Origin of the sequence: Pseudoduganella sp. R-43, assembly GCF_049913255.1 — a bacterium.
Classification (GTDB): Bacteria; Pseudomonadota; Gammaproteobacteria; order Burkholderiales; family Burkholderiaceae_D; genus Rugamonas.
Genome location: NZ_CP183988.1, coordinates 5,411,417 through 5,433,410, shown reverse-complemented (window position 1 = coordinate 5,433,410; position 21,994 = coordinate 5,411,417). Strand labels below are relative to the sequence as shown.

Below are 21,994 nucleotides of genomic sequence, written 5' to 3'. Positions count from 1 at the left end.
AGTCAGCGTCCAGCGCCGATGGTCTTCTAGTGCTGCCGCATTTGATCAACTGCATCGCTCAGCACCTGCAAGGCTTCCGCCATCTGCAACTTCGCAATGCCGGCAGCCGGTTGCGGGGGCTGAGTACGATGGCGCTCGGCTTCGTTCAGGCTTACTTCGTCGCTGGACAGCAGCGCTTCTTCCTTCGCTTGCCGTGCAAGCTGTGCATGGTAGCCCTGGTTGGCCTGCATGCGGCGCTCATGAAGCCTGGTGAGCGTCGGCATCATGGACTCCAGCTTCGTGTTCTTCGAGATGTCCTGAGTCTTGCATGCGGCGCCGGGGAACAGGTCTGCATTTGCCTGGCCCGTTACGTCAATTCGGCCGGGAACCAGGATGTCGGGCGTTACACCGGCAGGCTGCATCGGCTTGCCGCCCGCACGGCACAGCACCGCGACGGTTAATTTCAGGTCGCCGAGTTCCTTCGCAGGGTCCGCGGAAAACCGGTTCAGGTTGACGATTGTTTGCACGCTGCCGCGACCATAGCTGACATCACCAATGATCAGGCCTCGGCCATAGTCCTGGATCGCTGCAGCTGCGATTTCGGTGGCTGCGGAAGATCTTCGGCCGATGAGGATGGCCAGCGGCCCATCCCAGGCTGGTGCGCCCTCAGGTGCTTTTTCGATCGCGACTTTATGCTCGTGACTGACCTGCTGTACCACTTGCGCCCCCGGCAGGAACAAGCCCGTCAGGTCGACCGCCTCAATCAGCGAACCGCCGCCGTTGTTTCGCATGTCGAGCAGGACGGCGTCGGCGTCCTGTGCCCTCATTTGTGCCAGTGCGGCCGCAACGTCGCGCGTTACGCTCGCATAGTCTTTGGCGCCGTTTCTGCGCGCCTCGAAATCCTGGTAGAACGTCGGCACCGTAATCACGCCGATCCGGTAGCTGGTCGCGCCGTGCTGGACGAGTTCCACGCGGCCCGTGGCCCGTTGTTCCGCGAGCTGGATCTTTTCCCGCGTCAGAACGACACGCCGAGGCGCGCTGTCGCGCGGAACGCCCAGTGGCAAGACTGCCAGCGTTACTTGCGATCCCGGCACCCCGCGCATCTGGGCAACGACGTCGTCTATACGCCAGCCAATCACTTCCGTCATGGCTTGACCGGCCTGTGCGACCCCTACGATGCGGTCGCCAGGACTGATTTCGCCGCTGCGGTCGGAAGAGGAGCCTGGCGCCACCTCCAGCACCGTGATGAGGTCTTCTTTCTTTTGCATCACGAGACCGATGCCGACCATCTTTTCGGCAAGCGCGCGATCAAATGGTTTCACCGGTTGCAGGTACGCAGCGTGCGGGTCGTAAGCGGCAACGTAGGCGTTCAGGAACAGGCTGGCGACGTCTTCGCTTTTCATTGCTGCCAGGCGTTGCAGCCTGTTCTCGTAGCGGCGCTGCAGCGTTGGAGCGATCTGCGCTTCGGCTGTACCTGCCAGGCGAAGGTTAAGGTATTCATCCATTAATCTTCGGCGCCACAGATCGCGCAGCGTGTCCTCGTCGGCTTCCCAGCCGGCCTTGCTCCGCACGCGCTGGAATCGCTCGTTCCCATTGAATTTCAGCGGCTGCCCAAGAACTTCCTGCGCGTACGTGTGCAGTGCAATGGCGCGAGCCAGGTAATTCGCGAAGATCGCATTCGGGATCTCCATCTGCTTTTCGTCGGTCAGCTTTTCGATCTGTGCGCGCTGGCCTGCCATGTCCTCCAGGCTGGCCTGGGTGAACACCATGTGCTCGGGGTCGAGCGCTTCGATAAAACGGTCGAATGGGCGCCTGGCGCCGCCATCCGGCAGGCCTTTCGGCTTGTAGCGGTAGCGCTCAATGACCCGCGCCGCCCAAAGTGACGCTTCTTTTTGTGCCGCCGGTGCCGGCATTTGAGCGACGGTGCCTGCGGCGGCGGCATTGCCGGCGATGGCGCAAGCCAGGAGCGCCCCCGGGAAAACGAACTTCATGCGCTTACCCCAGTTTTTTCAATTGTTCGCGCGCATAGGCGGCGTTTGGGTGGTTCGGTGCCAGCTCAAGGAAGCTGGTGTAGGCTTTCCTGGCCTTTTCCTGCTCGCCCTGCCGCTGGCGCGCGTCGGCCAGGTTCAGGTAGGCGATGGCGCGGGAGGCGTCGATCTGGATGGTGTTTTCGAACCAGCGCGCGGCTTCCGCGTATTTCTCCTGCTTGAAGTAGATGAAGCCGAGGTTGTTGGCGGCCAGGCCGAAGTCGGGGCGGTATTTCAACGCTTCGGTGAAGGCTGCTTCCGCCTGCGCGTACTGCTTTTCCTTATATAGCTGCAGTCCGCGGTCGTTGGCGCGCTGGGCCAGTTGGCGGCTGGAGGCGTCGACCGGCTTTGGCGCGGCCAGCTTCTGTTCTTCGCCCTGCAGATCTTTCACGACCGTGGTGTTGCCTTCGGCCTGGCTATTGCGGCCGGAATCGAGCTTCTTGTTGAGGGCGATCGCGTCCTGCGACAGCTGGGTGCTGTTCTCGCTCAGGAATTCCGCTTCGGCAGGCAGCTGGAAGACGAATTCGCCGCCTTCGGAACCGGGCAGGCTGCCGAAGGCCGGCGTCTGCTGCGATACGCTGGACACGGCGGGCGCCACGTAGGCGGCCAGCTCGGTGGCGGTGATCATGCCGTCGCCGTTCAGGTCGGCCTTGCCGCCCAGCGCTTGCAGCAGGGTCCAGGTGAAGACCGAGTGGCCGTTCGGGCCGCCGTCGGCCACCATCTGGTCGGCGCCGCCGGCGGTCAGCATCTGGCGGCCGATGCGGCGTGCATTGTCGCGCAGGAAGGCGGTGGTGCCGCCGCCGCGTGTCAGGCCCAGGCCGCTGTAGCAGGCATCCATCACGAACAGCAGGTGCTTGGCATCCAGGCTTTCGGCGATGTTCTGCAAATCCGTCATCGGAATCGCGTCCACGCTCACTTGCTGCGGGTCGGAGTCGACCGGGATGATGTAGCCCAGGCTGCGGCCGGAGCTGAGCTGGCGTGTTGCGCCATGGCCTGCGAAGAAGACGAAGATGCGGTCGTCCTTTCTCAGCTTGGCTTCCGCCAGCTTGTCATGGAACAGCGCGAGGATGTTGTTGCGGGTTGCATCGCCATTGGTCAGGGTGAACACGCGCGCGCCATCGAAGCCGAAGCGGCTGACCAGGGTGTCGCGGATCGCCTTCGCATCCTGCACGGCATACTGCAGCTTGGGCCATTTCTGGTAGTCGTTGATGCCGATGACCACGGCGTAGCTGTTGGCATAGCCGGTGCTGATGGCAACCTTGTCCGGTTCCGGCTTGCCGGCCTTGGCGATGGTGAAGTCGTTGCCATCCCAGGTGGCGAAGCTGTAGCCGTCGGCGACCAGCTTGTCCAGCACCAGCGGCAGGGTCTTGACGGTGCGCTCGTGGATGTCGTGGAATAGGATGATGCCGCGCTTTTCCTTTTCCAGGGAGCCCAGCACGCGGTTGGCGATCGAGGTCGGCACCGGGTCGGCCCAGTCCAGCGAATCGATATTCCACATCACCGAGCGCAGGCCGAGTTTCTTCAGCAATTCCAGGCCTTCGGCATTGTGCGCGCCATAGGGGAAGCGGAACAATGCCGAGCGGCGCGCGTCGACCGCCTTCAGCAACTGGTCGGCCTGGGCGATCTCGCCGTACAACTGCTCGCCTTTTTCCTTCGAGAGCAGGGCATGGCTGTAGCTGTGGTTGGCCAGGACGTTGCCGCCTTCCAGCAGGCGGCGGCTGGCGGCAGACTGCTTGTTCAGTGCCTCCTTGCCTTGGGCGCTGACTTCACCGAGGTTTTTGCCGACCTGGAAGAACACGCCCGGCACGCCGTACTGCTTGAGGATGGCCGCCACTTCATCGGTATAGGTGGCGTGCGGGCCGTCGTCGAAGGTCAGCACCACGGTTTTTGGCGGCAGCGATTTGCCGAAGATCTCTTTCTCCGCTTCGTCGGCGCCTGGCTTTTCGGGATACGGCACGATCACGCCGTAGTCCTTCATGATCTGGTCGCGGCTGAACAGCTGCTTCAGGTGTGCGACATAGTCTTCCCAGCGCTCGCGCTTGGGCAGGATGGCGCGCTGGTCGAAGCGGGCGAAGATGCCGCTCAACTCCTTGTCGTACTGGCGCTCAATGTCCTCCAGCGCGGTCAGGTCTTCGCTCACGCGCTTGTGCAGCTTGATGCCGGGCAGAGTCTGGTTGGCGGCGGCCTGCGCCTTCATTTCGACCAGCAATTCGCGAAAGGCCAGGCGGTCGGCGTCGAACAGGTCGGAGGCGGATTCGATATATGTGAGCAGGGTGTCGTAGGCCGCATCGCGTTGGGCCGATGGCGCTTGCTGCAGCTGGGCCAGCAGTTGCCGCGCCTTGCCAAGGCGTTCGACGTTCTCGTGGAACAGCAACTGGCCGACCTGGCCAGCGGCCTTGCGGTCAAGCGCCGACATCGATTGTTCGTCGGCCAGCAGGATGATGATCTTGCGGTAATTGGCCAGGATTTCTTTCATCTCGGCCTGCAGCGGCGCATGCGCCTCGACGGGAGCGGCAGCGCTGGCTGCCGCAGGAGTGCCGCGCGGTTGCGTGCCTGGTTTGAAATAGACAGCGCCGACTGCCGCTGCCAAGGCGATGAGGCCAGCGCCGGCCAGCAGGGGTTTGGAAAGCTTCATTTTTGGGAAATTAATTGCAATTATGCAATTCTAGCCCATCGGCGCCGCCGACGCCCATTTGCGCGGCATTCTGCCTCGGCCGCAATGCAGCGTCAGCCGATGAAGGAGTCGAACTGCATGTCGAATTCCTGCAGCGCTTTCTGGGCGTTTTGCATTTTCTTGCGGAATTCGGGGCCGCGTTTCAGGGCCAGGCCAACGGCCAGCACGTCGATTACCACCAGGTAGGCCAGGCGGGCGGAGATCGGCGTGTAGGGGTCGGTGTTGAAGATCAGGTCGATCGGGATCAGTACCGTGGCCGTTTCCGCCAGCGGCGTGCCTGAGGGGGCGAGCACGATGACGTCGGCGCCGCCTTCCTTGGCCAGCTTGGCCGAGCGCACCAGGGCCGGGCTGTTGCCGCGCTGGGAAATCGCCACGACCGCATCGCCTTCGTGCAGCAGGGCTGCTGAAATGCTGTGGATCGCCGGGTCGGCGTAGGCCACGGTGGGCACGCCGGAGCGGAAGAACTTGTGCTGCGCGTCTGCCGCCACGATGCCGGAGGTGCCGTGGCCGTAGAACTCGATCTTGCGCGCGCGCGACAGGATGTCGAGGGCTTTCTGCACCGGTTCCGCATTCAGGTTGTTGCGCAAGTCCAGCAGCGTGTTGATGGAACGGCTGCAGATCTTGTTCACCAGGTCGGACGCCAGGTCGTCCTGCGCCGGCTGGTCGTTCAGGCCGGGCAGGGCGAGGGCCAGGCCCTGCGCCAGCTTCAGCTTGAATTCATGCCAGCCGTCGTAGCCGAGCGTGCGGCAGAAGCGCACCACGGTCGGCTCCGACACTTGCGCACTCTTGGCCAGTGCCGTGATATTGGCGCCCACCGTGCGGGCCGGGTTGTCGAGCACGGCCAGCGCGACCTTGCGCTCCGATTTGGAGAGCGAGTCGAGCTGGGTGCGGATGGAGTCGAGCAGCATTAGTCTTCAGGCAAGGCTTCTTCACGCCATTGTAGCCCGTCGCGGCCGATCAGGGCACTGGCGGCAGCCGGGCCCCAGGTGCCGGAGGCGTATGGCAGCGGCGCGGAATCGTCCTGCTCCCAGTTGTTCAGGATAGGTTCGACCCAATCCCATGCCGCTTCCAGTTCGTCGCCGCGCATGAACAGGGTCAGTTGGCCGCGCAGCACGTCCAGCAGCAGGCGCTCGTAAGCGTCCATGCGCGGCATCTTGAAGGTTTCGCGGAAGTCCAGTTCCAGCTCCGCCGGCTTGAGGCGCATGCCTTCGCCCGGGGTCTTGGCCATCAGGTTCATGCGCAGGCCTTCGTCCGGCTGCAGGCGAATCACCAGTGAATTCGGCTGGAAGCTGGAGGTCGGCTGGTTGAAGATCGAGTGCGGGATCTGCTTGAAGCGCACCACGATCTCGGCCAGCGAGTCGGCCATGCGCTTGCCGGTGCGCAGGTAGAACGGCACGCCGGCCCAGCGCCAGGTGTCGATTTCCACTTTCATGGCGACGAAGGTTTCGGTCTTCGAGTTCTGCGGCGCTTCCGGTTCGTCGCGGTAGCTTGGCACGGCCTTGCCTTCCACGTGGCCGGCGCGGTACTGGCCGCGCACGATGTTCTGCGCCAGCGTGGTCGGGGTGAAGCGCTTCAGGGAACGCAGCACCTGCAGCTTGGAGTCGCGCACTGCGTCCGGCGCGATCGAGGTCGGCGGTTCCATGGCGACGATACACAGCAGCTGCAGCAGGTGGTTCTGCAGCATGTCGCGCAGCGCGCCGGAGGTATCGTAGTAGCCGATGCGGTTGCCCACGCCCAGCTTCTCGGCGATGGTGATCTGCACGTCGGAGATCCACTCGCGGCGCCACAGCGGTTCGAACAGGATGTTGCCGAAGCGCAGGGCCAGCAGGTTCTGCACGGTTTCCTTGCCGAGGTAGTGGTCGATACGGTAGATCTGCTGTTCTTCGAAGACCTTGCCCACTTCCTTGTTGATCTGCTTGGCCGACGCCAGGTCGCGTCCCAGCGGCTTTTCCAGCACCACGCGCGAGTTGGCGGTGGCCAGGCCGTTGTCCTTCAGGTTGTCGCAGATGCGCGAGAACAGGGCCGGCGGTGTGGCCAGATAGTAGACGCGGGTGATGGCGGGATCGGTGCGCAGGGCTTCGACCAGGCCTTTGTAGGTGGCGGAATCGGTGGCGTCCAGCGACACGTAGACGATGCGCGCGATGAAGCGGTCCCAGTTTTCGTCGGTGGCCTTGGCTGATTTGATATGGGGACGCGAGGTGGTCGTCACCATATTGATGAACTCATCCTGGGTGCTCTCCTGGCGGCCGACGCAGACGATGCGCGCGGTCGGCGGCAGGTCGCCGCAAATATCGCGGCTAAACATAGCAGGCAGCAATTTGCGCATTGCGAGGTCGCCGCTGCCGCCAAACAGAACCAGGTCGAAATCAGAGAGAGCCATAATCGTCTTCAGGTGAGTTACAGGGTTTTACTTCAGTCTACATAAGCAGGTTCGATGCGGCCGGCCACCGGCATGCGCACCGACAGCACTTTGCCGCTTAGCGGGTGGGCCGCCAGCTCCTCGGCCGGGCGCTTGCCGGCCGTGGTGATGTACAGGGTGCGCAGGTCGGAGCCGCCGAACGCCACCATGGTCGGGCAGCGCACGGGCAGGCGGATCTCGTCCAACTGCTCGCCCTGCGGCGACAGCTTGAGGATGCGGCCGCCTTCGAACATGGCGATCCAGTAATTGCCTTCGCTGTCGACTGCAGCGCCGTCCGGACGGCCGCCGTAATCGGCTGCCGACTTGTCGGTGCTGAAGCGGCGCACATCGCGCTCGTCGCTGACAGTGCCGGACAACAGGTCGAAGGCAAAGCGCGTCACGCGGTGGCTGGCTGTTTCGGCGTGGAACATGGTCTTGTTGTCCGGGCTGAAGCCCAGGCCGTTCGAATTGACCATGCCGCCGGACCAGACCTTGCGCACCTGGCCGCGTTCGAGCACGTACATTTCCGCCGCCGGCTTGTCGCGCGGCTCGTAAATGGTGCCGCACCAGAAGCGGCCCGCCGCGTCGCATTTGCCGTCGTTGAAGCGGGTGGTGGACTGGTCGAACGGCGCTTCGGCCACCAGCTTCCATTCGCCGGTATCGGGATTGAAATGGGAGAAGCCGCGGCGTTGCGCGACCATCAGGCCGCCTTTCGCGGCGCGCGCCAGCGACGACGCCTCGCTGTCGACCTTCCACTGTTCGTGCTGGCCGGTAGCCGTGCACAGGCGGTGGATGGCAAAGCCTTCGATATCGACCCAGTACAGGGCTTTCTCGTCCGGCGCCCACAACGGACTTTCGCCCACGGTCATGGTGGCGTCGCAGGCGACTTCGATCTGGTAGCTGTTCATTGGATTTGCGCCGCCTTGGCCATCACGATCAGGCCGTTGGTCGAGCTGTCATGCGCTTCCGGATCGACCTTGCCGGTCAATTCTGCCTGGATCTTCCTGGCCAGTACCTTGCCCAGTTCCACGCCCCACTGGTCGAAGCTGGCGACATTCCAGATCACGCCCTGCACGAAGGTCTTGTGTTCGTACAGCGCGATCAGCGCGCCGAGGGTGGATGGCGTGAGCTGGTCCATCAGGATGGTGTTGGACGGGCGGTTGCCGGGGAAGGTCTTGTGCGGAACCATTTCCTCCATTTCCGCAGCCGGCAGGCCGGCGCCTTTCAGCTCGGCGCGCACTTCGTCTTCGGTTTTGCCTTTCATGAAGGCTTCCGACTGGGCGAAGCAGTTGGCCAGCAGGGCGTCGTGGTGGCCCGGCAGGTCGTGGGTTGCGCGCAAGGCGGCGATGAAATCGATCGGCGTCGCGTCGGTGCCCTGGTGCAGCAGCTGGAAGTAGGCGTGCTGCGCGTTGGTGCCGCACTCGCCCCAGACGATGGGGCAGGTCGGCGTGTCCACCGGCTGCCCGTTCCTGGTCACGCGCTTGCCGTTGCTTTCCATGTCGAGCTGCTGCAGGTAGGCCGGGAAGCGGTTCAGGTCCTGGTGGTAAGGGGCGATGGACAGCGAACTGGCGCCGAGGAACTGGCGGTTCCAGAAACCGATCAGGGCCAGCAGCACCGGCATGTTCGCTTCCAGCGGCGCTTCGCGGAAGTGTTCATCCATGGCGTGCGCGCCTTCCAGGAAGGCCTGGAAGTAGCCGAAGCCGATCGCGATCGCAACAGACAGGCCGATGGCCGACCATACCGAGTAGCGGCCGCCGACCCAGTCCCAGAACGGGAACATGTTTTCCGGATCGATGCCGAAGGCGCGCACGGCATCGGTATTGGTCGATACGGCGACAAAGTGGCGCGGCAAGTCAGCCTCGCGCGCGCGGCCAAGGAACCAGTTGCGCGCAGTCTGCGCGTTCAGCATGGTTTCGGCGGTGGTGAAGGTTTTCGATGCGACGATGAACAGCGTGGTTTCGGGATTCACTTGCGCCAGCACGGCGTCCATATCGTGGCCGTCCACGTTCGAGACGAAGTGCATCTTCAGGCGCGGGTGGCAGTAGGAGCGCAGGGCCAGCACGGCCATTTTCGGGCCCAGGTCGGAGCCGCCAATGCCGATATTCACCACATCGGTGATCGGCTTGCCTGTGTGGCCCAGCCAGCCGCCATTGCGCACTTTGTCGGTGAAGGCCTTGATGCGGTCCAGCACTGCATGCACGTCGGCATTCACGTCCTGGCCGTCGACCTTCTGCGCCTTGCCGCGCGGCATACGCAGGGCGGTGTGCAGTACGCTACGGCGTTCGGTAATATTGATTTTTTCACCGGCAAACATGGCATCGCGCTGTTCCATCACGCCGCGCGTGCGGGCCAGGTGCACCAGCAGCCTGATGGTCTCGTCGTCGGCGCGGTTCTTGGAGTAGTCGAGGAACAGGCCTGCGGCATCGACCGTCATGCGCGGGAAGCGGCCGGGGTCCTTCTGGAACAACTGGCGCATCTGCCAGTCGCGGGCGTCGTGGGCGTGGATTTCAAGGGCCTGGTAGGCCGCGGTGGAAGTCAAGGCGGGCAAGCGCATAATGTCCGGTGGCATATGGTTTTATGAATTGTGTTTAACTATACAGCAAAAACAGGTAAATTCACTACAAATCTTTTGTTGTGCTGGTGAATCGAGGGGCTTTTTAGCGTGATTGGGTGCGATGGGAGCGCTCGCAGTCGGAAATTTTGTAGTAAAATTTCCGTAAATTCATTGAAAAGGAACGATCATGCCGTTGCATCCAGTCCTGGAAAAAGTCACCGCACGCGTCATCCAGCGCAGCCGCGTTTCCCGCGGGGCCTACCTGGCGCACCTCCAGGCGGCCCGCGTCAAAGGCCGCACCCAGCGCGGAACCCTGTCCTGCACCAACCTGGCGCACGGTTTTGCCGCGTTCCCGGCGAACGATAAGCTGATCCTGAAAGAGGTGAAGCAGCCTTCCGTGGCGATCATCTCCGCCTATAACGACATGCTGTCGGCGCACCAGCCGTTCGAAACCTTCCCCGCCATCATCAAGGATGCGGTGCGCAAGGTTGGCGCGGTGGCGCAGTACGCGGGCGGCACGCCGGCCATGTGCGATGGCGTGACCCAGGGCCAGCCGGGCATGGAACTGTCGCTGTTCTCGCGCGATGCGATTGCGATGTCGGCGGCGATCGGCCTGTCCCATAATATGTTCGACTCGGTGCTGTACCTGGGCGTATGCGACAAGATCGTGCCGGGCCTCTTGATCGGCGCGTTGCACTTCGGTCACCTGCCTGCGGTGTTCGTGCCGGCCGGCCCGATGACTTCCGGCCTGTCGAACAAGGAGAAGGCGGCGATCCGCCAGCGCTACGCGCAAGGCAAGGCGACCCGCGAAGAACTGCTGGAAGGGGAGGCCCAGTCGTATCACGGCGCCGGCACCTGTACCTTCTACGGTACTGCCAACTCCAACCAGCTGCTGATGGAGATCATGGGCCTGCATTTGCCGGGCGCCGCCTTCATCAATCCGGGCACCCCGCTGCGCGATGCGCTGACGGCCGCCGCCGCACAGCGTGCAGCGCAGATCACCGAGATGGGCAGCGAGTACATCCCGGTCGGCCATATCGTGGACGAGAAGTCCATCATCAACGCCGTGGTGGGCCTGCTGGCCACCGGCGGTTCGACCAACCACACCCTGCACCTGGTGGCGATTGCCAAGGCGGCCGGCGTGGTGATCGACTGGGACGATTTCAACGAACTGTCGGCCGTGGTGCCGCTGCTGTGCCGCATCTATCCTAACGGCGATGCGGACGTGAACCATTTCCACGCTGCCGGCGGCACCGGTTTTGTGATCCGCGAACTGCTGGATGCCGGCCTGCTGCACGACGATGTGAATACCATCCTGGGCAAGGGCTTGCGCGCGCACTGCGCCGAGCCGTTCCTGAACGACGATGCATCCGGCGTGATCTTCAAGGAAGCCCCGCTGAAGAGCGCCGACGAGAAAGTATTGCGCGGCGCCGCCGACCCGTTCTCGAAAGATGGCGGCATGGTGCTGGTGCAGGGCAACCTGGGCCGGGCCATCATGAAGGTGTCCGCCGTCAAGGAAGAGCACCGCACGGTGGAAGCGCCGGCGCTGGTGTTCGATTCGCAGGAAGCCTTCATGGCAGCCTACAAGGCCGGCAAGCTTGATCGCGACTTTGTGGCCGTAATCCGCTTCCAGGGGCCGAAAGCCAACGGCATGCCGGAACTGCACGCCCTGACCCCGGCGCTGGCCAACCTGCAGGACGCCGGCCGCAAGGTGGCGCTGGTGACCGATGGCCGCATGTCCGGCGCGTCGGGCAAGGTGCCTGCCGCGATCCACGTTTCGCCCGAGATCCTGGCGGGCGGTCCGCTGGGCCTGGTGCGCGACGGCGACATCATCCGCCTCGACGCTGCCTCGGGCACGCTGGAAGCGCTGGTTTCCTCCGATGTCTGGCATGGCCGTTCGATGGCGCAAGCCGACCTGTCGCCAAACCAGATCGGCATGGGCCGCGAACTGTTCTCCATGTTCCGCAATACCGTGTGCGCAGCGGAGCAGGGCGCGACCAGCTTCCCGCTGCCGTCGCCGATCCAGACGACCGTGCCGTTGCACGGCGAAGACAATGTGGGCAACACCATGCCCGGTTCCGATGAAGATTTCCTCGCAAAGAAAGCCTGATATGACCCTGCTCGAGATTATGCGTACTTCGGCCGTGATCCCTGTGATCGCGATTGACGACCCGGACCACGCCGTGCCGCTGGCGAAAGCCCTGGTGGCAGGCGGCATCCGCGTGCTGGAAGTGACCCTGCGGACCCAGCACGGCCTGGGCGCCATCCGCGCCATGAGCCAGGTGGAGGGCGCCATCGTCGGCGTCGGCACGCTGACCCAGCCTGAGGAATTTGCCGCTGCGCGCGATGCGGGTGCGGTGTTCGGCGTGTCGCCGGGCCTGACCGATGCGCTGATCGGCGCCGCCAAGTCCAGCGGTCTGCCCCTGCTGCCGGGCGTGATGACCCCCTCGGAAGTGATGAAGGCGCGCGAGCAGGGCTTCAAGCAACTGAAGCTGTTCCCGGCGGTTCCGGCCGGCGGCGTCGGCATGCTGAATGCGATTGCCGGCCCGCTGTCGGACGTGGTGTTCTGCCCGACCGGCGGCATTTCGCAAGATACGGCGCCAGCCTTCCTGTCGCTGAAGAACGTGGCTTGCGTGGGCGGTTCCTGGCTGACGCCGAAGGACGCCATGCAGGCGGGCGACTGGGACCGCATCACCGCCATCGCCAAGGCGGCCAGCGCACTGCGCCACTGATGGAAGTCATCGCCCGGCCGTTGACGTCGGGTGAGATCGCGCTGGCCCGGCTGGTGTTCGGCGGCGCGATCGACTACCAGCGGGTGCGCATCCACAACACCCGCTTCATTCCTTTCCTGCAGCGTAAAGACGTCTGCATCACGCCCAACGGCGAACTGTATTTCCATATCTCCCGCTATCGCCCGGACTTCTCGCTCGCTACTGAGGCAGAACAGCACTGGTTCATGCACGAGATGGCCCACGTATGGCAATACCAGCTTGGCTACCCCGTGATGTGGCGCGGCGCGATCCGGCTTGGCCTGAGCTATGACTACGAAGTGTCGCCCGAGCGGCGTTTGTGCGACTTCAATATGGAGGCGCAGGCCGAAATTCTGGCCGACTACTTCGCCATGGCCTGCCTGCACAAACAGGAGGCCGGCCTTTACCGCGACATGCTGCGCGATTTCCTGCGCGACCCCTCATCCCGCGACAACCTGCCGCGTATATTTTTTGCTAACAGTGTGCTATCGTAGTTGCTTTAAAGCACACGTTTACCAGCCATGACCAATCCATACCAGGCACCAGTTGCCAACCTCGATCTCCCTGTGCAAGATGGCAGCAATGCAGACCCGCAGGTTGGCGGCTTCTGGCTGCGCGTTGCTGCCAAGCTTCTGGACTTCGTCATCATGCTGCCCCTCGTTGGGCTGACGTATTGGCTCAGCACCATTTCTCGCAGTTTCTACCTGTCCTGGATCGTTCCCGGCATCGTTACCGGCCTTCTCTACTCGGTCTACCTGGTGCGTCGCTATGGCGGCACGCCAGGCAAGCTCGTGATGAAGTTGCGCGTCCAGATGAAAGATGGTGCGCCAGTCTCGCTTACGGCAGCGTTGATTCGGGAAGCACCGGTGATGCTTCTGGGTGCCGTGATCAATCTGGGCCTTGGCCTCTCGGCCCTGTCGATGGATGACGCCACCTACCTGAACTACGGCTTCCTGGCGCGCAGCGAAGCCTTGATGGCATCGGGCCCTGGCTGGCTGACGGCGGTCAATTGGAGCATGCAGGGATGGACCTGGCTTGGTGCAATCGTCATGCTGCTGAATTCGCGCCGCCGCGCCGTGCATGACTTCCTGGCCGGCACCGTCGTCGTGAAACTGGAGCGAAAGAGCTGATGAGCGATTGGATTGCCGCCGCCGGCCCCCGGGGCTGTTGATTTGCCAATGATGTGATATCTTTATTGCCCCGTAGATTCCACATCACTCTCAATGCAGAACACTGCGCTGATCATCGTCGACATGCAGGTCGGCATGAGCTGGCCGGCGCCAGGCGAGCGTAACAACCATCAGGCGGAGCAGGTCATCGCCGGCCTGCTCGGGCGGTGGCGCGAGCACGGCGCCCCGGTAGTCCATATCCGCCATATGTCGCGCACTCCGGGATCGCCATTCTGGCCGGGCCAGCGAGGAGCTGAATTCCAGCCGGCGCTGGCCCCGGTTGCGGGCGAACACATCGTGGAAAAGAATGTGCCGGACGCCTTTATCAATACCGGGCTGGAACGCTGGCTGCATGCGCGCGGCATTTCGTCCGTGCTGGTGCTTGGCGTCAGCACCAATAATTCGGTAGAAGCGACAGCGCGTACGGCGGGCAACCTCGGCTTCAAGACGTTTGTTGCGGCAGATGGCTGCTATGCCTATGCACAGACCGATTTCGACGGCGTGCGGCGCAGCCCGCAGGAAGTTCATGCAATGGCCTTGTCCAACCTGCACGGGGAATATGCCACCGTCATCCAGGCGCAGGACGCCATTTCACAATTACTATTCAAATAAGCGAGCGGGGAAAACGATGGGGATGGAGATCGAAGCAGCAGGCGACCTGGTGACAGCCAGCCTGGCGGCCAGGGAAGTTGAAGGCGATGCCGGCAAGACCGGCGAGCACGCCCACGGCGCAGCATGCGCCAACTGCGGCACGCCAGTCACCGCCAATTATTGCGGCAACTGCGGCCAGAAGGGCCACCTGCACAAATCCGTGCTGCATTTGGGCGAGGAGTTGATCCATGGCCTGCTTCACTTCGATACCAAGGGTTGGCGCACCTTGCCCTTGCTGGTTGCCCGCCCGGGCCAGCTGACGCGCCGCTACATCGACGGCCAGCGGACGCGCTTTGTATCGCCGCTGGCGCTGTTCCTGTTCATGATGTTCTTCATGTTCTTCGTCTTCTCGCTGACGATGGGCACCAGCTCCGGTCCGAGTACGGGCAAGGTCGTCGAAGGCAAGAATGGCAAGGCCGCATTCGAGCAGAAGATGAATGAAAAGATCTCCGACCAGAAACAGCTGATCGCCGAAGCAGAGGAAGAACTCAAGGAAGCTGAGCCAGGCACGGCGGAGGTGCCGAAGGCCCAACACCGGCTTGATGAAGCGAAGAAAACGCTCGACGGCCTGAATAGCGCCCTGGCAGCCGGCAAAGTTGCCATGACCGGCACCGCCAAGTTTACTGAAACGATCAAGCCCGCTGCCAGGGATACCGGCAAGGAGGGGGCGAGCGACGAGGGTAAGGAAAGCGCGGATACGAAAGAGCCGGGCATCATTCAGGAAATAGTTCAGGACGTTACCAAAGGGATGACCGACGCGGATGCGGCTGGCGGCAAGGACGCCAGGCATTCGAGCTCCGGCTGGATCGGCAAGGGCATCCGGCACGCTGTCGATAATCCTGAACTGGCCCAGTACAAGCTGAAGAACGCGGCCTACAAATACTCCTTCCTGCTGGTGCCGATCTCGCTACCATTCCTTTGGCTGATGTTCTTCTGGCGCCGTGGCGTCACGATGTATGACCACGCCGTGTTCTCGCTGTATTCGCTGTCGTTCATGTCGCTGCTGTTCACCCTTGTCGCGACCCTGAGCTACTTTGAATTCGGCGGCCTGGCAGGCTGCCTGTTCGCCTTCATCCCGCCGGTGCACATGTTCCTGCAATTGCGTGGCGCCTACGGCCTGTCGCGCTACGGCGCCTTGTGGCGCACCTGCTTCCTGCTGTTCATGACAGTCATTGTGCTGACCATGTACGCCCTGGTCGTGTTGGCGCTGTCTGCAACGTGAGCCTGTTTACGACACTCCAGCGCGACGATCCGGTACTTCAGGCCAGCGCTTGCACCAGCCTTGAAGAATTGAAGGCTTTGCTGGCCCAGCGATCGGGGTATGCGCGCGAAGCTGCGATTGACAGGGTGATGGCTTTAGGCGGTGACGGTGCGATACCGGCCATCATGCCCCGTTTGAACGATTTCGTGCCGGAGGTACGCGCCGCTGCACGCCGGGCTATACAGGCCTTACTGCCATCCGCCGGACACGAAGACTTGCTGGCGGTCGTCGGATTCACATGGCGGTTACGCCATTTCTCAAGGCTGAATCATTCTGCCTGGATTTCCAGCGCGCAGGCCGAACTTGCCCGCCGGCTCACGTTCGATCAATTGCGTGAAGCCTTATGCTCGCGCCATCCCATGGTCGCTCGCGGCAGTTTCTTCATGCTCCTGGAGCGTGAACTCATCCCGCGCGTTGAACTGTTGACCCTTGCTGTCGAATCGGGCAAGGACATCGTCATGTCGCGCCAGGCTGCCGTGTTGGCCCTGTCGCTTCTAGAAGAAGACCGGATTGCCGTCTTGCGGGGCGGCATGAAATCCCATTTCGGCGTGGTCCGCACCCATGCCTTGCGCGGCCTGCTGGGGTGTGCTCCCGACGCGGCGGAAATTGCCCGCGGCGCTTTGCTGGACCCGCAAGGGTCGGCAAGGTCTCTCGCCCAGTACTATTTGCGCAGCAATGGAGTGGATCTCGCGCCTTATTATCGTGAGCTCCTGCAGGACAGGCACGCCAGGACCAATCAGGCCTGCATGGCCCTTGCCGCACTGGGAAGCATGGGAGGGGCGGGGGATATCGCCTTGTTGCGGGAGATGAGCGAGTCGCCGTTCCCATCGATACGCGGCGCTGCATTTCTCGCGTGGCTGAAATTGGCCCCCTCTGACAAGGATGCAATCGCGCTTGCGGCGCTTTCTGACGAGGGGCGCGCGAATCGCAGGCTGGCGGCGCAGATGGCGACACGGCAAGGCGCGTACGTTCCCTTTGAACGAGTAAAGGAAGTCTTGCGCGACAAGGCGGATCTATCAATCTTGCTGGCTTTTGCGCGCCTGAGGAAGTGGGATTGGCTGGAGACGATTGCGCTTGAGGCGGCGCAAGCCGAGCGAGGAAGCATGGCGTGGGACGCGCTGCATATTGATATGGTGCGTTGGCTGGCGCATGCCGGCCATTCTTACGAGCGCCCGGACGAGCGGCAGCGAGATCGCCTGCTCGCCCCCGGAATGGTGCAAGCGCTGGAACGGCTGTTTGACGGAAGCAGGGACGTCTTGCACTACGAGCTGGATTTAATCGCGAAATGTTGAATGAGCAGCAGAAGAACTTGATTGCCGGCGATGCCGCCGGCGCTGAAGCAGCTGGGTTCCTGCTGCCCGGCCAGCAGGCGCTGGTCCACCGGCAGGGCTGGCTGAAGATGCTAGCGCCGCGCGCCGCGGGTGGGGCGGAGATGCCCTTGCCGCAAGTGGTCCGACTGGAAGAGGCGATTGCGGAAGCGGATGGCAGCATGGGGTGGGTGGTCACCCTGTGCGCCGGCGCCGGCTGGTTTGCCGGCTTCCTGCCGCCCGAAACGGCGCGCGAAATCATCTCGACCCCGGATGTTTGCCTCGCAGGCAGCGGCGCACCGACCGGTTTCGCCGACAAGGAAGGCGAAGGTTATCGCATTGCCGGGCGCTGGGACATCGCCAGCGGGGCACCAATGGCGACGCATTTCACGCTCAATGCAGTGTTGCGTGAGAACGGCCAGGCTCTGGCCGGGGAAGATGGTGCGCCGCGGATACGCGCTTTTATCGTGCCTGCCGCGCAAGTGGTGGTTGAGCCGACCTGGCGCAGCTTTGGCATGAAGGGCACTGCGTCGCACAGCTACCGCGTCGAAGGGGCCTGGGTGCCGGCAAGCTCCGGCTTCACGATTGATCCCGCTCATGCAACGGCGCCAGGTACCCTGTATCGCTTCCCCTTCATGTTGCTGGCGTGGGTGACTTTGGCGGCCAACCTGTCCGGCTTGGCGCGCCACTTCCTGCAGCTGGCACAGGAGACCGTTGCTGCGCGCCGCCAGCCGTCGGCCAGTGCGCAGGACGCGGTGGGGCAAGCTGCCGTGGCGCTGGAAGGCGCCCGTGAACGCATGTACGCCCTGCTTGACCAGGCCTGGGCGCAGGCAGAGGGCGAGATAGGCAGCATTGCCGGGGAGCTTGACGCCCAGCTGCGCGAGGCATCGATGGCGCTGGTGCTTTCTGCGCGCCGGTCGGTGGGCGATATTTATCCTTATTGTGGCTTGCGTGCCGCGCAAGAAGACTCCGACATCAACCGCGTCTGGCGCGATTTTCATACCGCCAGCCAGCATGCCTTGTTCACACCATGATCGAGTTCCTGTTTGAGCTGATTGGCGAGATCATCATCCAGTTCATCGCTGAAGCGGCAGCGGAGGCAGGCATGCATTCGCTGTCCGATGCGCGCAGCTACAAGGCCAACCCGTGGCTGGCCGGCGTTGGCTATGCCTTGTTCGGCGCCATTGCCGGCGGAATAACGTTTTGGCTGCTGCCGGATCACCTGGTACGCAACGAAGTCCTGCGCAAGGTTAACTTGCTGGTCACCCCGCTGGCGGCCGGCGGCTTGATGTGCCTGATGGGGGCCTGGCGCGCGCGCCGCGGCGACACCCTGCTGCGCATCGACCGCTTCGCATATGGCTATGTCTTTGCGCTGTCCCTGGCGCTGGTTCGTTTTGTTTTTGCACAGTAGGAGGGCATCATGGCCTGGCTGATCTTCAAATACCTGGTCACGGCAGGTGTCGTGGTTGCGGTGTCGGAATTCGCAAAACGCAGCGACCGCCTGGGCGGCCTGATCGCCGCGCTGCCGATGGTGACCGTGCTGGCGCTGGTCTGGCTGTACGTTGAACGGCAACCGCAGGAAAAGATCGCCAACCACGCCTGGTACACCTTCTGGTATGTGGTGCCGACGCTGCCGATGTTCCTGGTCTTCCCTTGGCTGCTGCCGCGCCTGGGGTTCTGGCCGACGCTGGGCGCCAGCGTGCTGCTGACGATTGCCTGCTTTGCCCTGTTTGCCGTGTGCGTGCGGCGCTTCGGCATCGAACTGCTCTGATCAGGCCGATACGCTCATAACGAGTGCACGCGGTTGCGGCCGCATGCCTTGGCCTGGTAGAGGGCGCGGTCGGCTGCGTTGATCAGGTCATAAACTTCGCCGGCATTGCTGCTGTCGCTGCTGGCAACGCCGATGCTGATGGTGACGATGCGTTCATCCGTGCGCGAGGCCTGGTGTGGAATGCGCAAGTCGCGCACTTTGCGGCACATGGCGTTGGCCATCATCACCGCTGCATCGGCGGGCGTGTCGGGCAGGATTACCGCGAATTCTTCACCGCCGTAGCGCGCGAACAGGTCGGCCGGGCGCTGCTGCATGGTCGATAGCGCGGAAGCCACAGCTTCCAGGCAGGCATCGCCTTGCTGGTGACCGTAATGGTCGTTATAGGCTTTGAAATAGTCGATGTCGAGCATCATCAGCGACAGCGGCGTGCCCATGCGCCGCGCGCGCCGGGTTTCGCGGTCGATCGCCATGTCGAAGTGGCGGCGGTTGGCGACGCCGGTCAGGTCGTCCAGCAAGGTTTGCGAGCGCAAGGCTACGGCCTGTTCGCGCAGCAGGTTCTCGCGCTGTACCGCGGCTGTCACGTCACTGACCTGGATCAGGCAATAGCGTTCGTTGTTGCCCAGGTTGAGCGGCGTGACCGTGATCTGCTGCTGCATGCGCTCGCCTTTTTCGGCGGCGGACTTGTTGGCGTAGAGCGGCAATGGCCAGCGATTCAGGGTTTGCGACAGCAGGGAAGGCAGGTTGTTGCGCAGCGCCTGGCCGATGGCCGCCTCCAGCCGCTTGCCGCGCTGCTCGGGGAACAGGTCGAAGAAGCTGCGTTCCAGCGTTTCGGGGCCCAATACGCCGGAGTGCTGGTCCATCCAGCGGTTCCACAACACTACGCGTTCGCTGGCGTCGAGGACCAGGGTACCCACGTCGATGCAATCGATAACGCCCTGCAGGAGCGGCAGGGACTCGATCGAAGATTTCATGGCTGCGCTCCGCCGATGGACCGGTCGAGGAAGTTTGCCACATGCTGCTTCAGGTCGTGCAGCGCCGTCATGTCCATGATGAAGGCGACGTCCCCGGCAATCTGCTGGCGCTCGATGACAAATTCGATATGCAGCATCAGCACCGCGGTTTCGCCGCTGCCGGCCAGCGCCAGGATCTCTTCGCCGTAGCCGAGGTGGTAATCCGGCAGCGAGCCATGCAGCTCGTGGCCGAGCAGGTTGGCCAGCGACCCGACGCAGCTGTTCAGCAGGATATTGCCGATCTCGCTCATCGCCTCCTGTTCCATGGCCGACAGTTCAGCCAGCGGCATCGCTTCGCCCACCATCAGGCGCACGATTTCCTGGCTCTTCTCTTCCGGGAACATCAGGATCGCTTCGGTGTCGAAGGCGCCGCTGTAGTGCTGGCTGATGCCGCACAGGCGGCCGTTGCCGGTGCTGCGGCTGGCCAGCAATTTGGCGGCGGAGGCACGGGTGAGGAAGCTGATGGCAGGCACCGACATGGTGACCGTTTCGTTGACGATCTCGCTCATGGCGGCAGCAGCCTGGCCGACGCCAATATTGAACAGCTCGACGAGGGCGTCGTGCTCCAGTTCGGTGAGCCGGACCATGGTCAGGCTTCCAGCGGCGCAATCAGCTGCGCAATGCGCTCGGCGGTAATCGGTTTTTCCATGAAACCCACGCCGATTTCTTCCGCCCGCTGGCGGGTTGCGGCCTGGACATTGGCAGTCAGCAAGGAAATGTGGGCATTGGGCAGCATGGCACGCAGCGCGGCGGCGGCATCAACGCCATTCATGCCCGGCATGTTCACGTCCAGCAAGACCAGGTCGGGCTGCAATCCCTGGGCCTTGGCGATCGCTTCGTCGCCGTTGGCGGCTTCTTCCACCACCCAGTCGGCATGGCGCACCTGGATGTGCTGGCGCGTCAGCATGCGCGACACGCGGCTGTCATCCACGATTAATACGGTACTTGGCTTCATGTCGTTTTTCCCGGCTTAGTTGGCAGTTCGGATAAAATAGGCAACCTTTATTGAATCCATTGTAACTATGACGCAAGACAAATTGAAACAGGCTGTTGCTATTTCGGCGATCGAGTATGTGATCGACGGCGAAATCATCGGCGTTGGCACCGGTTCCACTGCGAATTTCTTCATTGATGAACTGGGCAAGATCAAGCACCGCATCAAGGGGGCTGTTGCCTCGTCGGAAGCGACTGCAGCGCGCCTGGCCGGTCACGGCATTCCTGTCTACGATCTTAACGAGGTTTCGGAAATCGCGGTGTACATTGACGGCGCCGACGAGATCAATGCGGCAGGCCACATGATCAAAGGCGGCGGCGCGGCATTGACCCGCGAAAAGATCGTGGCCTCGGTATCGAAGCAATTCGTCTGCATCGCCGATGGTTCCAAACTGGTAGAAACGCTGGGCAAGTTCCCGCTGCCGGTGGAAGTGCTGCCGATGGCCCGTAACGCGGTGATGCGCCAGCTGGCGGCCCTGGGCGGCCAGCCGAAGGTGCGTACCAAGGCCGGTTCCGACGAGATCTTCGTGACCGACAATGGCGGCAATATCATCGACGTAGCAGGCATGTCGATTACCGATCCGGTCGCGCTGGAAACCCGTATCAACCAGATCGTCGGCGTGGTCGCCGTTGGCCTGTTCGCTGCCCGTGGCGCCAATGTGTGCCTGCTGGGTACTCCCGACGGCGTGCGCACCGTCAAATACTGATTCTTCCCTTAGAAAGAACCCATGAAACGACTGTTCCTGCTATTGCTTGCTGCTGGTGTACTGAGTGCTTGTGCAACCAAAAAACAGGTGGCCCAGGCGCCTGTGAAGCGTAAATCTGTGCTGGAGGCGGAAGCTATTGCCAAGCGATCGATGATCGATGGCGTGCCGGTGGAAAAGGTGGAATTCCGCCCAGGTATTTCCTCGGCAACGGTGGAGCGCCTGGCGAATGCGGAAGAATGCCGCGGCGGTCGCGGGGCAGGGCTGGTGACTGAGCGTGGCCCGGTGGAGATTTACCGGATGTCTTGCGCCAACGGCAAGGTATTCATGGCGCGCTGCGAACTGCGCCAGTGCAAGCCGATGAATGGGGATGTGGCAAGCCGCTAAATTAAATGGGGGCGTACCCCATTTAATTAGCAACTGAATAAATGGGGTATGTCCCCATTTAATGTCAGGCCGAAGGCGGCACGTAGCCGGCTGCCTGGTCGGCGCCTTCGCCGAAGAAATGTTTCTCCATTTGCGCTGCCAGGTATTTGCGCGCGCGCACGTCCGCCAGGTTCAGGCGGTTTTCGTTGACCAGCATGGTCTGGTGCTTGATCCAGGCAGCCCAGGCTTCCTTGGAGACGGATTCATAAATGCGCTTGCCCAGCTCGCCCGGATAAGGCGGGAAGTCCAGGCCTTCGGCTTCCTTGTTCAGTTTGATGCAGTGGACGGTACGTGCCATCTTCGGTGCTCCTAAAAAAATC

The 21,994-nt window shown here is 62.7% G+C and carries 22 protein-coding genes; 12 read left to right on the top strand and 10 right to left on the bottom strand.

Going from position 1 to position 21,994, the window contains the following annotated elements:
* Positions 1-26: 26 nt before the first annotated feature.
* The 6 genes from ACN9M3_RS24715 to pgi all read right to left on the bottom strand — a co-directional run bounded on the left by ACN9M3_RS24715 (position 27) and on the right by pgi (position 9,632).
* Positions 27-1,970 carry a S41 family peptidase gene (locus tag ACN9M3_RS24715; RefSeq protein WP_426318944.1) on the bottom strand — a complete coding sequence of 648 codons (1,944 nt, stop codon included), beginning with the start codon at positions 1,968-1,970 and terminating at the stop codon, positions 27-29.
* A gap of 4 nt (positions 1,971-1,974) precedes the next feature.
* On the bottom strand, positions 1,975-4,641 hold the full coding sequence (locus ACN9M3_RS24710) for a polysaccharide deacetylase family protein (protein WP_426318943.1): 2,667 nt from the start codon (positions 4,639-4,641) through the stop codon (positions 1,975-1,977).
* Positions 4,642-4,733: 92 nt separating this feature from the next.
* Entirely contained in the window at positions 4,734-5,588 is an 855-nt protein-coding gene (locus tag ACN9M3_RS24705) for an SIS domain-containing protein (protein ID WP_130310897.1), read from the bottom strand.
* Entirely contained in the window at positions 5,588-7,060 is a 1,473-nt protein-coding gene (gene zwf, locus ACN9M3_RS24700) for a glucose-6-phosphate dehydrogenase (protein ID WP_426163646.1), read from the bottom strand. Before zwf ends, ACN9M3_RS24705 begins: the two co-directional genes overlap by 1 nt.
* Positions 7,061-7,092: 32 nt before the next feature.
* On the bottom strand, positions 7,093-7,986 hold the full coding sequence (locus ACN9M3_RS24695; RefSeq protein WP_426318942.1) for an SMP-30/gluconolactonase/LRE family protein: 894 nt from the start codon (positions 7,984-7,986) through the stop codon (positions 7,093-7,095).
* On the bottom strand, positions 7,983-9,632 hold the full coding sequence (gene pgi, locus ACN9M3_RS24690; protein WP_426323851.1) for a glucose-6-phosphate isomerase: 1,650 nt from the start codon (positions 9,630-9,632) through the stop codon (positions 7,983-7,985). Before pgi ends, ACN9M3_RS24695 begins: the two co-directional genes overlap by 4 nt.
* A 187-nt stretch (positions 9,633-9,819) precedes the next feature.
* Here pgi and edd point away from each other — a divergent pair, with 187 nt between their 5' ends.
* The 10 genes from edd to ACN9M3_RS24640 all read left to right on the top strand — a co-directional run bounded on the left by edd (position 9,820) and on the right by ACN9M3_RS24640 (position 18,541).
* Positions 9,820-11,742 carry a phosphogluconate dehydratase gene (gene edd / locus ACN9M3_RS24685; RefSeq protein ID WP_426318941.1) on the top strand — a complete coding sequence of 641 codons (1,923 nt, stop codon included), beginning with the start codon at positions 9,820-9,822 and terminating at the stop codon, positions 11,740-11,742.
* Position 11,743: 1 nt separating this feature from the next.
* On the top strand, positions 11,744-12,364 hold the full coding sequence (gene eda / locus ACN9M3_RS24680; protein WP_057261271.1) for a bifunctional 4-hydroxy-2-oxoglutarate aldolase/2-dehydro-3-deoxy-phosphogluconate aldolase: 621 nt from the start codon (positions 11,744-11,746) through the stop codon (positions 12,362-12,364).
* Positions 12,364-12,876 (top strand): Rhs element Vgr protein, encoded by a 513-nt coding sequence (locus tag ACN9M3_RS24675; RefSeq protein ID WP_426163637.1) that lies wholly within the window; start codon positions 12,364-12,366, stop codon positions 12,874-12,876. The genes eda and ACN9M3_RS24675 overlap by 1 nt, the downstream gene beginning before the upstream one ends.
* A 27-nt stretch (positions 12,877-12,903) precedes the next feature.
* A complete protein-coding gene (locus ACN9M3_RS24670) occupies positions 12,904-13,512 on the top strand; it encodes an RDD family protein (RefSeq protein WP_426163635.1) in 609 nt (202 codons plus the stop codon).
* 93 nt (positions 13,513-13,605) lie between these two features.
* Positions 13,606-14,163 carry a cysteine hydrolase family protein gene (locus ACN9M3_RS24665; RefSeq protein ID WP_426163633.1) on the top strand — a complete coding sequence of 186 codons (558 nt, stop codon included), beginning with the start codon at positions 13,606-13,608 and terminating at the stop codon, positions 14,161-14,163.
* 22 nt (positions 14,164-14,185) lie between these two features.
* Positions 14,186-15,424, top strand: a complete 1,239-nt coding sequence (locus ACN9M3_RS24660) for a DUF3667 domain-containing protein (RefSeq protein ID WP_426318940.1) — start codon at positions 14,186-14,188, stop codon at positions 15,422-15,424.
* Positions 15,421-16,755, top strand: a complete 1,335-nt coding sequence (locus tag ACN9M3_RS24655; protein WP_426318938.1) for a hypothetical protein — start codon at positions 15,421-15,423, stop codon at positions 16,753-16,755. Before ACN9M3_RS24660 ends, ACN9M3_RS24655 begins: the two co-directional genes overlap by 4 nt.
* Complete coding sequence (locus ACN9M3_RS24650) at positions 16,749-17,804, top strand: acyl-CoA dehydrogenase (RefSeq protein WP_426318936.1); 1,056 nt, start codon at positions 16,749-16,751, stop codon at positions 17,802-17,804. Before ACN9M3_RS24655 ends, ACN9M3_RS24650 begins: the two co-directional genes overlap by 7 nt.
* On the top strand, positions 17,801-18,181 hold the full coding sequence (locus ACN9M3_RS24645) for a hypothetical protein (RefSeq protein WP_426318935.1): 381 nt from the start codon (positions 17,801-17,803) through the stop codon (positions 18,179-18,181). The genes ACN9M3_RS24650 and ACN9M3_RS24645 overlap by 4 nt, the downstream gene beginning before the upstream one ends.
* Before the next feature lie 9 nt (positions 18,182-18,190).
* Positions 18,191-18,541, top strand: coding sequence for a DUF3147 family protein (locus tag ACN9M3_RS24640; protein WP_426163622.1), 351 nt, complete (start codon positions 18,191-18,193; stop codon positions 18,539-18,541).
* Between the two features lie 14 nt (positions 18,542-18,555).
* On the opposite strand, the gene ACN9M3_RS24635 is transcribed toward ACN9M3_RS24640, so the two are convergent.
* The 3 genes from ACN9M3_RS24635 to ACN9M3_RS24625 are packed head-to-tail and all read right to left on the bottom strand — an operon-like array spanning position 18,556 to position 20,506.
* Entirely contained in the window at positions 18,556-19,512 is a 957-nt protein-coding gene (locus ACN9M3_RS24635; protein WP_426163620.1) for a diguanylate cyclase domain-containing protein, read from the bottom strand.
* Positions 19,509-20,138: a chemotaxis protein CheC gene (locus ACN9M3_RS24630; RefSeq protein WP_426163617.1), complete on the bottom strand. Its 630-nt coding sequence runs from the start codon at positions 20,136-20,138 to the stop codon at positions 19,509-19,511. Before ACN9M3_RS24630 ends, ACN9M3_RS24635 begins: the two co-directional genes overlap by 4 nt.
* Positions 20,139-20,140: 2 nt before the next feature.
* Positions 20,141-20,506, bottom strand: coding sequence for a response regulator (locus ACN9M3_RS24625; RefSeq protein WP_426163613.1), 366 nt, complete (start codon positions 20,504-20,506; stop codon positions 20,141-20,143).
* Between the two features lie 67 nt (positions 20,507-20,573).
* Here ACN9M3_RS24625 and rpiA point away from each other — a divergent pair, with 67 nt between their 5' ends.
* The gene (gene rpiA / locus ACN9M3_RS24620) at positions 20,574-21,251 is read left to right on the top strand and encodes a ribose-5-phosphate isomerase RpiA (RefSeq protein WP_426163610.1); all 678 of its coding nucleotides are present in this window, start codon (positions 20,574-20,576) and stop codon (positions 21,249-21,251) included.
* A gap of 21 nt (positions 21,252-21,272) precedes the next feature.
* The gene (locus tag ACN9M3_RS24615) at positions 21,273-21,635 is read left to right on the top strand and encodes a hypothetical protein (protein ID WP_426318931.1); all 363 of its coding nucleotides are present in this window, start codon (positions 21,273-21,275) and stop codon (positions 21,633-21,635) included.
* A 64-nt stretch (positions 21,636-21,699) separates the two neighbouring features.
* On the opposite strand, the gene ACN9M3_RS24610 is transcribed toward ACN9M3_RS24615, so the two are convergent.
* Positions 21,700-21,972, bottom strand: coding sequence for an oxidative damage protection protein (locus tag ACN9M3_RS24610; RefSeq protein WP_057261247.1), 273 nt, complete (start codon positions 21,970-21,972; stop codon positions 21,700-21,702).
* Positions 21,973-21,994 lie beyond the last annotated feature (22 nt).